At 39.5% G+C, this 15,142-nt stretch carries 9 protein-coding genes; all 9 read right to left on the reverse strand.

Going from position 1 to position 15,142, the window contains the following annotated elements:
* Positions 1-224: 224 nt before the first annotated feature.
* The 9 genes from yidC to QZ576_RS14025 all read right to left on the reverse strand — a co-directional run bounded on the left by yidC (position 225) and on the right by QZ576_RS14025 (position 15,059).
* Complete coding sequence (gene yidC, locus QZ576_RS13985) at positions 225-2,174, reverse strand: membrane protein insertase YidC (protein WP_297098213.1); 1,950 nt, start codon at positions 2,172-2,174, stop codon at positions 225-227.
* Between the two features lie 6 nt (positions 2,175-2,180).
* A complete protein-coding gene (locus QZ576_RS13990) occupies positions 2,181-3,785 on the reverse strand; it encodes a CTP synthase (RefSeq protein WP_297098215.1) in 1,605 nt (534 codons plus the stop codon).
* A gap of 450 nt (positions 3,786-4,235) precedes the next feature.
* On the reverse strand, positions 4,236-4,742 hold the full coding sequence (locus tag QZ576_RS13995) for a flavodoxin (protein ID WP_297098216.1): 507 nt from the start codon (positions 4,740-4,742) through the stop codon (positions 4,236-4,238).
* Between the two features lie 11 nt (positions 4,743-4,753).
* On the reverse strand, positions 4,754-6,808 hold the full coding sequence (locus tag QZ576_RS14000) for a thiamine pyrophosphate-dependent enzyme (RefSeq protein WP_297098218.1): 2,055 nt from the start codon (positions 6,806-6,808) through the stop codon (positions 4,754-4,756).
* Positions 6,809-6,814: 6 nt separating this feature from the next.
* The gene (locus QZ576_RS14005) at positions 6,815-8,116 is read right to left on the reverse strand and encodes a dihydrolipoamide acetyltransferase family protein (RefSeq protein ID WP_297098222.1); all 1,302 of its coding nucleotides are present in this window, start codon (positions 8,114-8,116) and stop codon (positions 6,815-6,817) included.
* A gap of 216 nt (positions 8,117-8,332) precedes the next feature.
* A complete protein-coding gene (locus tag QZ576_RS14010; RefSeq protein ID WP_297098224.1) occupies positions 8,333-9,244 on the reverse strand; it encodes a dihydroorotate dehydrogenase in 912 nt (303 codons plus the stop codon).
* On the reverse strand, positions 9,238-10,014 hold the full coding sequence (locus QZ576_RS14015; RefSeq protein ID WP_297098227.1) for a dihydroorotate dehydrogenase electron transfer subunit: 777 nt from the start codon (positions 10,012-10,014) through the stop codon (positions 9,238-9,240). Before QZ576_RS14015 ends, QZ576_RS14010 begins: the two co-directional genes overlap by 7 nt.
* 766 nt (positions 10,015-10,780) lie before the next feature.
* A complete protein-coding gene (locus QZ576_RS14020) occupies positions 10,781-11,197 on the reverse strand; it encodes a helix-turn-helix transcriptional regulator (RefSeq protein WP_297098229.1) in 417 nt (138 codons plus the stop codon).
* Between the two features lie 979 nt (positions 11,198-12,176).
* Positions 12,177-15,059 carry a hypothetical protein gene (locus tag QZ576_RS14025; protein WP_297098231.1) on the reverse strand — a complete coding sequence of 961 codons (2,883 nt, stop codon included), beginning with the start codon at positions 15,057-15,059 and terminating at the stop codon, positions 12,177-12,179.
* Between the last annotated feature and the right edge of the window lie 83 nt (positions 15,060-15,142).

Below are 15,142 nucleotides of genomic sequence, written 5' to 3' on the forward strand. Positions count from 1 at the left end.
TTCTTTTTAATATCTTGGTTTATACTCAAAATTAATCCTTTCCATTCCATCAAAAAATATCTTCGCAAATCTAAGGTTCATGAAGAGAGGGACGATTGTGTCGAAGGCACAATCAGGGTGAGTCCATAAATTTTGAAGTAGATTTTCGCTATTTATTTTATTGGACTTTCAAAAAAAAGCCGGCTAAGAAACTCTTAGCCGGCTTTTCAATATTTAATCGTTGATTATTTTCTTTTTGGTGCTTGCACCCCGCGTTGTTTAGCCATTTCTTCCAAACGCTTCTGGAAGTTCGACTGCTTTTTCGCTGGTTTCTTTTTATTGGCTTGCAGCTGTGCTCTAATCTTTTCGTCGTCAACAAACGAGCGGATCAGGTAAGTCTGGCCAATAGTAATCAAGTTGGCAAGGAAATAGTAGTAACTCAAACCTGATGGATAGCTGTTCAACAGGAAGAAGAACATTAATGGCATAATATACATCATGGTTTTCATTCCCGGCATTCCCTGGCTGGTAGTAGCCGACTGGCTTAGCTTCGTAGAAATGATCGTTGTAATGGTCATTAATATCGTAAATAAGCTCAGGTGGTTACCCATAAAGTTTCCGATCAGCGGAATGGTAAAATCCCAGCTCAGAATCGAATCATAGGTTGATAAATCGTGTGCCCACAAGAAACTCTGCCCTCTTAACTCGATTGATGTTGGGAAGAAAAAGAACATTGCAAACAGGATTGGCATCTGTAATACCATCGGCAAACAACCTCCCATCGGATTCACGCCGGCCTTTCGGTACAGCGCCATTGTTGCCTGTTGTTTTTCCATGGCTTTCTCCTGCCCCGGAAATTTGGCATTTATCTCATCAACCTCAGGCTTTAATGCACGCATTTTGGCCTGCGACATGTATGATTTGTAAGTAAACGGGAACAGTACCACTTTAATCATCAGCGTAAGCAGCAGGATGATGATACCAAAGTTGTCGATAGAACGACGTAACCAGTTAAATACCGGAATAATGACGTAACGGTTAACCGGACGTACAATGGCGTATCCCAGATCAATCTGGCGCTCCATATCAAGACCGTATTGTTTTAGGGTTTGATAGTGGTTAGGGCCAAAATAAAACTGCAAACCAATCTTTTCATTTTGTGTTCCGTTGAAAGGAATGGCAATATCAGCTCTGAAATTTCCTAAATAATTATGGTTGTCTTCGTAATCGTACTTTTCCTGACGTACCATCGCATTCGGGAATGCTTCGTCGCCAATTATAGTAGAGTTAAAGAATAACTGCTTAAAACCGATCCATTTAACGCTTGTTGAAAGGTTTTCTTCGTCCGATTTGTTTTTATCCAGGTTATCAACCTCGTCTTCAAAAAACTTATAGGTCATATAAGTATAGCGGTCTTCACCAAAACGAGAATAGTGTTCCTGACGCGGAACATCGAAAGCCCAGCTAAAATTGAGGTACGATTGATTTCGCGAAATATAGCTGTCCATACCCTGCATGTTCACGTCAAAGTCAACCATAAACGAGTTATAAGCTAAGGTATAAGTGTACGCTATAAATTTACCCGGTGCTACTTCTAAACGGAAAGTTACCGATTCTGCTCCACCCGGATTTTCATTATTAAACTTAATCTTTCCTTCGTCGCCTTTTGGAACTTGTGGTCCGCTGATGCTTACATTTTTAGCACCACCAACTTGCTCAAAGTACAGGTTATCAGTGCTGATACTTCTGTTTTGTGCAAAGAAATTCAGACCAAACAGAGTTTCAGGACCATCAAAAAGAACTAATTGTGTTGAATCGTATCTTTTATAGTCTTTCAGCTCAACCGAGTAAATACGTCCCCCTTTGTTCGAGAAGGTAATTTTTATCTGGTTATTTTCGAGGGTGGTAAACTCTTCGGTACCAACTGATGCGGCACCAAAAACACCAAGTTCCTCTGCTTTTTGTTGCATTATTTGATTTTGAACAGCAGTGTCGGCTTCCATAGCCGCATTTTGCTGTTCTTGCTGTTGCTGCATTTTCTGCAGCTCCAGCGCTTGCTGTGCTTCAACTTGTGCTATGGAATCGCGTCGTTGCTTCGCAGCTTCAACTTCTTCTTTCGATGGCTGGTTGATCAATGAAAATACAACCAGGATCACAAAGATTAAAACGATTCCAATAATCGATTTTTTATCCATTTTCTATTATTCAGGTAATGAGTTCTTAATAAAATCAATAAACAACGGATGGGGATTTAATACCGTACTTCTGTATTCCGGGTGGAATTGAACACCCACAAACCACTTATGTTCAGGAATTTCTACAATCTCCACCAAATCAGTATCCGGGTTGATTCCGGTTGGAACCATTCCTGCATCGATATATTGCTGACGGTATGTTTCGTTAAATTCGTAACGATGACGGTGTCTTTCGTGAACCGTTAATTTATTGTATGCCTTGCTGACGTTTGAGCTCTCGTCGATAATACGACATTCGTAGGCTCCCAAACGCATTGTTCCACCATAATTGGTAATGCCTTTTTGTTGTTCCATAAGGTCGATTACCGGATGTGGAGTTTTTGGATTCATTTCTGATGAGTCTGCATTTTCCAGATTAATTACATTTCGTGCAAACTCGATAACTGCAACCTGCATACCTAAACAAATACCAAGGAAAGTGATGTTGTTTTCGCGGGCATATTGTGCTGCCAGAATTTTTCCTTTCATTCCACGATGACCAAATCCCGGAGCAACGATAATTCCGTTCATGTCTTTCAGTTGCTCATCAATATTCTCAGGGCTCAGTTCTTCTGAGTGAATCCAGTTAATATTTACTTTGCATCTGTTTTCAGCTCCGGCGTGTACCAGCGCTTCAGCAATTGATTTGTAAGCGTCGTGTAATTCCACATATTTTCCAACCAAACCAATTTCAACGGTTTGCGTTGGGTTTTTATGACGTGCAAGGAAATCGTTCCATGCCGAAAGATCAATTTCTTCGTTAATAGTTAAGCCAAGCTTTTTCAATACAGTGATATCCAGCTTTTCTTCCAACATTTTTAACGGAACATCGTAAATTGTTGGCACGTTAACCGATTGAATTACAGATTCTAATCCAACGTTACAGAACAATGCAACTTTTTGGCGAACCGATAATTCAATATCGTGCTCGGTACGAAGTACCAGAATATCGGGTTGAACTCCGGTTTCGAGCAACATTTTTACCGAGTGCTGTGTAGGCTTGGTTTTTAACTCGCCTGTTGCCGACAGGTAAGGAACCAGCGTTAAGTGAATAACCATAGCGCGGCTTCCCAATTCCCATTTCAACTGACGAACTGCCTCAATATAAGGTAACGATTCAATGTCGCCTACCGTACCGCCAATCTCAGTGATCACGATATCGTATTTACCTTTTGATCCGAGAATTTTAATTCTCCGTTTAATTTCGTCGGTAATATGAGGAATAATCTGAACGGTTTTTCCGAGGTAATCACCCCGGCGTTCTTTATCGATAACCGATTGGTAAATTCTTCCGGTTGTTACGTTGTTCGCCTGCGATGTTGCAGTATTTAAGAAACGCTCGTAATGTCCCAGATCGAGGTCGGTTTCGGCTCCGTCTTCGGTAACAAAACACTCTCCGTGTTCATACGGATTTAGCGTTCCGGGATCAACGTTAATATACGGATCCAATTTTTGAATGGTAACATTATAACCACGAGATTGTAGCAACTTGGCTAGCGACGAGGCTAAAATACCTTTTCCCAACGACGAAGTAACTCCACCGGTAACAAATATGTATCTAGTTTCAGGCACGGTAAATTTATTTATAATTCGAAGCCACAAAATTAATCAATTAATACGAACCGTAAACTAATGAACCGGCAATTTAACCGATATAGCAAATAGTTAATAACAATGAGCTTTTAAAAACCCTATCCTGTTTAACAATAATTAAATCGATTTCCTGAGTCTATTTAAAATTAACTGATCAGTAACTCAAAATATCAAAAAACTTTTAGTAGCGCTAAATGGTAATTACTTAGTTTACAAAAGTGAATACATTTGTAAATCATTGTGTAGCACATTTGTAATTTACAAAAATATCAATCACTGCAACTATTCATAAACTCGCATTGTTACAGGCTTTTCGCATATTACACATTTGTATACTTAACGCAAAAAAGGCCATTGGTCAACACCAACGGCCTTTATGCAAATAGAAAAACCTTATATAGCAAGAGTTTTTCTCTAATCGATTTTCATCTATTTAAACTCTTTTTTGAGTTGTTCTACCCAGTCTTCTACCCGTTGTTTTGTTTTACGAGCCTGGTTTTCCTGGTCAATCGGCAATCCGATAAAATTATCGCCTCGTTGAGCACGCGATGCTTCGAAGGTATAACCTTCAACCGAAGTCTGTCCAACGATAGTTGCTCCACACTCTTCAAGTATTTCGGCCAATAAACCAATTGCATCACAGAAATTCTCTGTATATCCTTTCTGGTCGCCTAATCCGAAGATTGCAAACTTCTTCTTTTTAAGGTCCATTTCTTCCAGATCAGGTACAAACTCATCCCAGTAGTTGGGTAATTCGCCGTCGAACCAGGTTGGTGCGCTAAGAATAAAATTGTTGTATTTATTCAACACATCTTTGCTAAGCTCTTCAGCATTAACTGCTTCAATCTCTTTCTCACCAAAAGCAGCAATCACTTTCTCTGCTACCTTTTTCGATTTTTGAGTATTGTAACTGTATATAATTGCGGTTTTACTCATTTTTCCGATTTTTAGTATTCAATTAATTCTTTTGCTGCTGTGTAAATACGCTCTGTATTTGGTAAGATCGCTTTCTCCAAAATACGGTTGAAACCAACCGGCGTAAATGGCGAACCTACACGTTTAATAGGTGCATCAAGGTATTCAAAACCTTTTTCGTTGATAAGCGCGCTTAACTCGCCACCAAAACCACCAAACACTTTGTCTTCGTGAACAACCAATACTTTGTTGGTTTTCTTGATCGAGTTCAAAATGGTTTCTTCATCCAGCGGAATCAGTGAACGCAAATCGATAACTTCAACATTAGCCACACCTTCTTCTGCCAGTTTATTAGCAGCGTCAAGACTTAAGTGAGTTGTGTTTCCATAAGTAATAATGGTAAGATCACTACCCTCACGGCGAACACGAGCTTTTCCGAACGGCACCTCAAAATCATCAGGTACTACAGTTGCAGCTTTCGGATCCTGGTAAAGTGCTTTTGGCTCCATAAACATGGTTAAACCTTCCGAGCGTAATGATGTACGCAACAATCCGGCTGCATCATCAGCAAACGACGGATAAACAATACGTACTCCCGGAATGGCAGCCAGCGAACCTTCAATGTTTTGCGAGTGGTACATTCCACCGCCGATATAACCACCTGACGCCAGGCGAATGGTTACATTTGGCGAAAATTTACCGTTCGATCGCCACAGATCGTGACTGGTATCAACGTACTGTTCCATTGCCGGCCAGAAATAATCGGCAAACTCAGCACCTTCAACAACTACACGAATTTTCTCGTGGTAGCGCGACATTCCGTTAGCCGTTCCAAGGATAAAATCCTCAGCAATCGGACCGTTAAATACACGCTTATCGCCAAACTCGGCCTGCATACCTTTCGATACGTTGAAAATACCGCCTTTATCTTTGTTGGCCATATCCTGCCCCCAGATAAAAGTATCAGGGTTATGACGGAATTCTGCCTTTAAAGTCTCGTTAAGTGCTGTGATAAATTTTGTCTTATCACCTTCTTTCTGGTTATGTAATCCTTCCGGATATTTCTCCGATACAAACGGATCAGAAAATACATGATCGTAAATCGAAGCAGGATCCGGATCCGGAGCAGCCATAGCGGCTTTGTGAGAAGCTTTAATTTCAGCTTTTACTTCAGCATCAATCTTATCCAGCTCTTCTTCAGTGAATCGCTCGTAACGCAATAACAACCTTCTGTATTTTGCCAGCGGATCGTATTCCACTACATAATTTCTTTCCGCATCTGAACGATAAAGCAAATGATCATCAGAGTTGGAGTGCGATCCCATACGTACACAGTTGGCCTGCAGCAATACAGGTTTGCTCTCCTCGATGGCATAACGTTTGGCTTCTGCCATGGCGTTCATCGAATCGAAAACATCTTTACCGTTACAATGAATGATGCGCAGGTTTTTAAATCCTGTGAAGTTATTGGCCACTTTTCGTTGTGCTGTCTGGTCTTTTTTAGGTACCGAAATACCATAACCATTATCCTGAACCACAAAAATTACAGGCAATTCTTCTTTATCGGCACCGGTAATGGCCTCGTAAACGTAACCTTCACTAACCGACGATTCGCCCTGGCTACTGATAGAAACCGCTTTCTCGCCATAGTATTTAATAGCGCGTCCGGTTCCAACAGCGTGCAAAGTGTGGTTTCCGGTTGCCGACGACACACTGTGCATGTTCCACTCAGGTTTTGCCAGGTGATTCGACATGTGGCGACCACCACTCGATGGATCGGTTGCCTTTGAAATACCGTTTAATATGATCTCTTCCGATGTCATTCCGCCCGCAAGAGCAGTCAACATATCGCGATAATACATATATAAATGGTCTTTCTTTTGCTCAAAATTCTGTCCGATAGCCAGCTGAATTCCATCATGACCGGCATAAGGAGCATGGTAAGACCAGCCAATGGCTTGTTTCAGGTAGTTGGGCGCTTTTTCGTCGAGTGCACGGCCAACTTTCATTAACCGGTACCAACTCTCTAAAGTCTCCTTCGGAGTTTTCTTAATTGTATATTGCTTTGGTACTTTTAAATCCTTCATAATAAATTATATTGCGCGGTTTATATCAAATTGTTCCAGATGATCAGCAATGCGACGCAGGAAAGCTCCTCCCAGTGCACCATCGATAATACGGTGATCGTAGGATAACGACAGGTACATTTTGTAACGAATTGCAATTACATCGCCGCTTGGAGTTTCCAGAACGGCTGGTTTTTTCTCGATAATTCCTGTTGCCAGAATAGCAACTTGCGGTTGGTTGATAATTGGTGTTCCGATAATATTTCCGAACGACCCGAAATTGGTTATAGTAAATGTTCCACCCTGAATTTCTGATGGATCAAGTTTATTGTTACGTGCTGCATCAGCCAGTCGGTTCAACTCTTTTGTTAAACCAACCAGGTTACGTTGTTCTGCATTTCTAATTACAGGAACGATCAGGTTTCCATCGGGTTTAGCAACAGCGATTCCCACGTTTACATCTTTTTTCATAACGATCTGATCACCGTTTACAGATGAGTTCACCATTGGAAATTCAGCTAAAGCAGCAGCAACTGCCTCCGTGAAAATTGGCATGAACGTAATTTTGTCGCCATATTTTTTCTGGAAAGCATCTTTGTTTTTGTTTCTCCAGATTACAAGATCGGTAACATCGGCTTCAACCACTGAAGTAACGTGTGGCGAAACTTGTTTCGACATCACCATGTGATCTGCAATCAGTTTACGAACACGATCCATTTCAACAACAGTATCGTTGGCTCCCACTGAAACCGGAGGTGCGGCTTTCTTCTCAACAGCCGGTGCGGCTGGAGCTGCTGGTTTGCTTTCTTTCTGGGCTGCAGAACTGTCTCTGCTTTCCAGGTAGGCCATAATATCTTTCTTCTGAACGCGGCCTCCAACGCCCGATCCTTCAATGCTTTCCAACTCGTCAAACGAAACATTTTCTTCTTTGGCAATGGTTTTTACCAAAGGAGAATAGAAACGGTTTGAAAGTTTTCTACTGTCATCAACCGAAGCATCGGTTGTTTCTGCTTTTGCAGGTGCCTCGTCTGTTTTTGCAGTTTCCTCTTTGCTATCAGTCGCTTCCGGTTCAGTTTCTTCAACCTCACCATCAAGACTTACAACAGCCAGAACTTCGCCAACTGCAACCAGACTATCTTCCTCATAATTAATTTTTGTGATTACGCCATCTACTGGCGACGGGATCTCTGAATCTACTTTGTCAGTAGCAACTTCGAAGAGCATGTCATCCTCTTCAATAGTATCTCCCTCTTTTACGAACCATTTAGTAATGGTGCCTTCCTGGATACTTTCGCCCAGTTTAGGCATAACGATATTAAAACTTGCCATAATAAATACTTTAAATCTATGTTTTGCTATTTGCACTTATAACAACAGAACTAAAATTGAAATGTTCAGATTGCAATTTTAATTTTGTGCAAAAATAGAGTTAAATGTATTTTAACAGCTAAAATCGGGGAAAATCGTACTAAATAGTATTTATCTCAGATAGATTTTATCGAATGACAAAAGTTATATACAGAAGTGTAATGTGACAAATGTATACTACACTTGTAAACCACCAATTAATTCATTGACAGACTGCATATTGTGGCGTTTCAGATAATCTTCGATGCCTTCAACAATCTTCACCGGAATCATCGGATCTTTAAATATTGCCGTACCAACCTGTACAACCGAAGCTCCTGCCAGCATAAACTCTATGGCATCGGCAGCATTCATTATACCACCAATTCCTACAACCGGAATTTTTACGGCATTGGCAACCTGCCAAACCATACGTAATGCAATTGGTTTTATAGCCGGACCTGATAATCCGCCGGTTATTGTAGATAAAAGCGGCGTTCTTTTTTCGGCGTCAATGGCCATTCCCAGGAAAGTGTTTACTAACGACACAGCATCAGCCCCCTGTCCTTCTACGGCCTTGGCTATTTCTGTAATGTCGGTAACATTTGGCGATAGTTTTACTATCATTGTTTTATCGTAAACTTTGCGCACTTCGCGGGTAACCATCTCTGCTCCCGGACAGCTAACACCAAAGGCCATTCCGCCTTCTTTAACGTTAGGGCAAGAGATATTCAACTCAATGGCATTAATTTTATCCAGCTCGTTAACTTTCTCGGTTAAAGCAATGTAATCTTCAACGGTAGATCCGTTTACATTTATAATCAATTGTGTATCATAGTCAACAATATCAGGATAAATGTTTTCAATAAAGTAATCGATGCCTTTATTTTGTAAACCCACCGCATTTAACATGCCCGATGGCGTTTCGGCCATTCGCGGATAGTTATTACCATCGCGGTTTTTAAGCGTTGTTCCTTTCAGAAAATAACCTCCAAGCAAGCCTGGTTCAAAGAATTCAGCTGTTTCGCGTGCAAATCCGCAGGTTCCCGATGCCAGTGTTACCGGATTTTTAAATTCTATATCGTGTAATTTTACTTTTAAATCTACCATTTCAAATCATTAATGTTAAACACCGGACCATCAGTACACACACATTGATTTCCTTTGTTTGTGGGCTCAATGCAGCACAAACACACCCCAAAACCGCAAGCCATAAGGTTCTCGAGCGATACTTCGCAAAATACATTGGCAGCTTTTGCCTCTTTTGCAATGGCTCGCATCATTCCATCCGGGCCACAAGCATATATTTTAGTGTATGAATTTAAGTTATCGGTAAATACCGAATGCTGCGTTACAAATCCCTTTTCACCAAGCGAACCGTCTTCTGATGCATAATGTAAACTCGCATACTTTTTATAGTCATCTACATTTATATGGTCTTCTTTTGAGCGAGCTCCCAATAAAATGTCGACATTTTCTACCGGCAAACCCGATTCTTTGGCTAAGAAAAGCATTGGCGCAACTCCGCTACCACCACCAATCAGCAAGATTTTATCGTCTGCTGACGGATACGTAAACGTTTTTCCCAGTGGATAAACCATACTAAGCTTACTTCCCGCTTTAATCTCCGTTAATTTACGCGATCCTCTCCCCAGTATTTTAACAATCATCGAGATTACATCATTCTCGTAATCCACTTCAAATACTGAGAAAGGCCGGCGAAGAAAGATCTCTTCCGCTTCCTTAATTTCAATATTTACAAATTGTCCTGGTTTTATCTCCGGAAGTTCGGTATCCGACTGTACTTTGATAAGAAAGTTTGTAGCGTTTAGCGCACTATTTTCAATTACGTTGAATTCTTTAACAAACTTTTTTGGCATGTATTCTGATTTTGCCGCAAAGATAATAGAATAATCGTTGAATTTCGCGCTTAGAATTGATACAAAAAGAAAAGACCGTTGAATAACGGCCTTCTATGTAATATTTAAATTAGGTAAAAAATAAGGGTCTTTGTTTATATGTGTACAAATGTATTAATAAAATTTACATTTCCAAAACAATATTTTACTTTTTTACTATTAAATCCATTTCGCAATAACATACTTCTACAAACCAGAAATGGCCACTATTACTAGTGGCCAAGCGACTTCTGGATTTATCAACTTAAATTGGGTTTGTAAATTGAATCTATATTGTTTTAATCATCCTGTCGTATTGTTGTTTACTTTTGTTGTTACAAATATGAAGACAATAATTCACATATGCAAACGTTTTTGAAATTATTTTTGTAAAAAGTTTACTTTTGTTTCTAATCGCATTAAATATTAACGATTTAGGCATGTTACATTTGTAAGCACCAACTATACTAAATTGTGAATTTACATATAAACAAAAGAGGACCGTAATACTACAGCCCTCTTTGTTACTCTGGTTTAATCACCGTTTGGAGATCAAATACCTTTTAGTAAAAACGATTACAATTCTCTACAACATATAATATACAAATGTTTTTATTCTATTTATTATTAAAACCACCGGGTCTAATTCTTTCGATTATCACTGTGGTTATGCAAAACTTCATTGTAGGTAAGTTATATTATATAGTAATATGTTACTACTTGCTTTATACATTACCTGTCTAATTTCCTAGCGTTGTTTATATATATTAAATGTACCATCACGGTATATAATAACCATTTTGTCTATTTCGCTATCTGAAGCCGTCATTGATGCTTTACTATTCTCCTCCGTAATAATGTTCTTCGCCACTGGCTTTTCAGCTAAAGGCTGCTGTTTTCTTACTTCCTCAACTATAGGAAGCTTTTGTTGCGGACTATTATCTGTTGATACTTGTCCACTAAACATGTCTCCCTCACCGGTAAGCAGCCAGCGAGCGTTTAAATCAGGGAATTCCAGTAATAACTTCTCAATGAATGAAGCACCTGGTTTATTCCTGCCATTAAGAATATGTGAGATATTAGATCGTTGCACGTCAAGAACTGCAGCCAGTTCGCCGGCGGAGATTCCTTTTGCATCGATAAAATTTTTAATTCGGTCTTTCATTTTTTAAGGTGTGTTGTGAAGATACATTTGTCATGCGTCCAACAGACTTCGTGTATACTTCAACAACAAATGTAAATATTCTTTTCGAATTTAACAACTACTTTTTACTAAATGTAAATGCCACACAAACTTGAAAACCTCTAACAATACTACATATACAACTTCATATGAATACTATAATACATTAGAATACAATACTTAAAAGTGTATTTATAGCAGAAAAAGACATTATTTGGGCAAACAATGGGGTGTGTCACTAATTGTACTTTACTTAAACATTGCAAACACTTAATATAGAGCTACATAAACCTATTTACAATACTTGTATATTTATACATAGTGAATAATGACCGTAATTTTCTACTTTGTATAATTTTGCTTTATTTATTTAAACACTACCCTCTTTAACTGTTACATATATATAAATTGATGCCCGTTACAATTTAAAAAGTTGAACTTTTATCTGATGCAGCATTTTTACACCTAATACATTTGTGACATATTTCGAATCGTAGGTTGACAACATATGTGTACGATTCATATTGACATGATTCGTTATCCCTTTATACTTTTGTAAATACATATGTGAATTTTACAAGTGTACTTGAAAGTGCTGTTACATTAACATGCCGATTTATGTCGCATTTGTTGAGAAGTATTTTTTCAAACGTTCGCCCGGATAAAATCTAATTTTCTATCCTGATCAATTGAAAAGACTCCTGTCCTTTCATCTTTTATGATTTTATTTAAAATGCTGAAAATATTAACGCGCAATTACACGTAAAAAGAAATCTGTCGAATTCTCAATGGCTTAAAAAATGACATTTTATGACATAAACCACACTATTTCATCTACTTACCGTAAAAATGCATGAATTAGACAATTTTGTCAATTAGAGAAAATAGCGCTGAATTCCGAATTTTGAGCACAATTTGCTTAAAAGGCTAATCTTTGGATGATTGTTTTTTTTGAATTTGCCTACAACGAATTAAAATCAACAGAAAGCAAGAAATCGAAACCAACGTCTTCCAGTTCTTTAAGGTACGAAGCTCTGACTCCTATTTTTACCGGAGCATAAAACCGAAAGAAATTAACATCTCCCAACAACTCGACACCATAAGAAGAAATGTCGACGTTATATTTAGTTGGGACTTCACCGCCATGGTAGCTTCCCTGCAAATTTGCGTAATCAGCAAACAAGGTTGCACTTATCCTGCGTATATAGGTAAGTCCGCCAATGCTTAGATCAGGATTAATAAGTGGCAGCGCATAATTAAGCGATAAAGATTGCAATTGTTCAGTTTCCACTTTTGTCCATCCCCGCGGGAAACGGATCGCATCAGAAAATCCAAAGAGATTTCCGGAACTCTTATCTTGCAAACCTCCATATAAACGAATGCCGTGATTTTTCAAAAGGCCGGGAAGATATATTGTTGCTGCACCCGCTGCCAATTGCCCCATTTCGTATGATTGCCAGGGCGAGTGTCGAAAATTACCTTCCAAAGCAAATCCAAAATTCGGATATATATCCTGGCGACTTCTGCGGAGAATCTGGTAATAGTACAAACGGTATGACAACGATTGATAATTACCGGCGCTAAAATCATCCGGTGTCGACTGCTCTTTTCCGTAATGTGCCAACTGGTAATCCACTTCGGGTTGCAAAAGGCGTGAAAATGCTCCTCGTGATAAATTCAAAGGAATACGCATATTGGCACTTAAAGTCGTTTCATTCCATTTAAAATCCTGAAGCGTGGTATCTCTGTCAACCACTTGTCCATTCTGATCCTGGTATTCCCGAATTAACCAATATTGCGACGCGCGTTTACCTCCTGTTACTTCAAAATCGAATACCGGAAACCAACCTTTATATGTGTACCGTCCATAAAAATGGCCTGTTTTTTCGCTGGTATCCCATTTATAACCCAGAGTTGTAAATGCGGTTCCCAACTTATTTTGCGACATTAAACTAACGCCGGGCAAAAACTCATAATTATCGGGATCGACAAAAACAGGTGCCCAACTATGAAAGTTCAACAAATGTTTTGCTTTACTATAACCCTCTGATGCAAAAAACTTTGTGCTATCGACACGCGTAAAATCTACAACACCGGGTTCTTGCTGTTGCATTGAATTTGCAAGTGGCCAGCTGCCGGGAGTAAGGTCTGCCAACGGCACATTATTTTCAGGATGAATTTCGATAATCCGAAAACCATCTCCGGTGTAGTCGCTAAGTGCAATTGTTCCGTTATTACTAATGGCCGGATAAGCAACATCAAATCGAGGTTCGTATACTTGCTCAATTTCAGAATTGCTTAAGTCGTACTTATAAAGCGCATTTTTACCCGAATAGCTGCTGATAAAATACAAATTGTTGTCAGAAACCTGCAACTGTTTTATCTCTCCCAGTTCAGTGCCCGGGAGAAATGTCTGCTTATTATTTTGCAGATCAACTTTAGCAATTCGTTTACCTTTCTCATCCAGCAACACAACTATTAATTCGTACTGGTTGAGCCAAACCGGTGAAAAGAAAAAATTGTTATTCGCCGTTTGGTAGCGGTATTTCATTTTTCCGCTCGAGATATCATAAACCGTTAAATAATTAGCACTTGAGAAATCGGTTTCAACAACTGCCACCTCTTTTAAATCGGGTGAAAGAACCGGGGCGAAAGCCTTAAATTCTGGCGCAACAGAATACATCTTTTTTGTATCTGCATTGAATATCCGAATTCGCGAAAGCCCACTGTGCGTCCAACGAACATCGGGGACTTTTTCGGCCCACACAATCCATTCTCCTCTGAAATTAACCGACTCCTCAAAAATTAATCCCGGTGTAATCAATTTTGTTTCGGCTCCGGTTTTTGTGTTGATCTTAACAAATGAAGCAACCACATCCAGACCCGTTTTGTAGGCAATCAGTTCATCATTGTTAAGCCAGTTTTTGTACAAATAATTGGTGTACGTTTTATTTTTTTTCGAGAGTTGAGTTGATGGAATTTCCTCAAATTGTGCGTTGGAATTTTTCCACTCAGTTGCTAAACTATCGAATATAGATTCGTAAAGCTGCACTTTGCCCAAACCGGTCTCCAGCTTTAAAGCTTTATTAAAAGGAGTTACCGAAAAAGGTTTGGTCCCTACTCTTTTTAAGGCCTTTTCCCAGATTTCACTTCCGTATCGTTCTCTTGAATTGGCCACCAAATAATACCCCAATTGATAATGATTGGGAACGTAATCTTTGAATGATCCGAGGTAAGCTTTATCGTACGAAAATGTTTTGTTGTCGACCACCTGCGCCTGATGTTCCACCAGGAATGAGGGGAAACGACCGCGCCCGTAATTGCCTAATGCCGTTTCTGTTACCACAGCATCACCTTCGATAAACCACCACGGAAGATAAGCTCCAAATAACAAAGCAGTTCCTTGTTCGCCCAATATAATTTTGATGATTTTGGGTAATTCGGAATTCAATTTATCGATCTGTACCACATGGCGGAATTCGTGTAAAGCTAGCTGTTCCAGCCAGTCTTGCGGATATATTGATTGATGTGGTGTCGTATAAAACTCCGAACGTTTTGGAGCATAAGCCACCAACCCGTTCGATTGCACCGTTTGTGTATGAAGAATAACCGATATTTTTCCCGGTTTGTATTTTAACGAATAGCTCCCGAAATCGTAAACCATCTCCAGTTTTTGAGCCAAAACCTGCGCCTGGTGTTCGTAATAATCGGGATATATCAATTGGAAATTTGTAGTGTTGATTTGCCGCCATTTCAGCGAAGCCGGATCCTGCCCTGTATCGAAATACTGAGCTTGTGCAACAGAGGTTGCTAGTACAAGAAATAGTAGATATAGTTTCTTCATTTTATCGATGGAAATGAATAGCCAAAATACACAAACGATACCATATAAAAACAAAAAGCCCGGAAAAATCCGGGCTCCTAAAC

It is taken from the genome of uncultured Draconibacterium sp., from assembly GCF_913060805.1.
Taxonomy (GTDB): domain Bacteria; phylum Bacteroidota; class Bacteroidia; order Bacteroidales; family Prolixibacteraceae; genus Draconibacterium.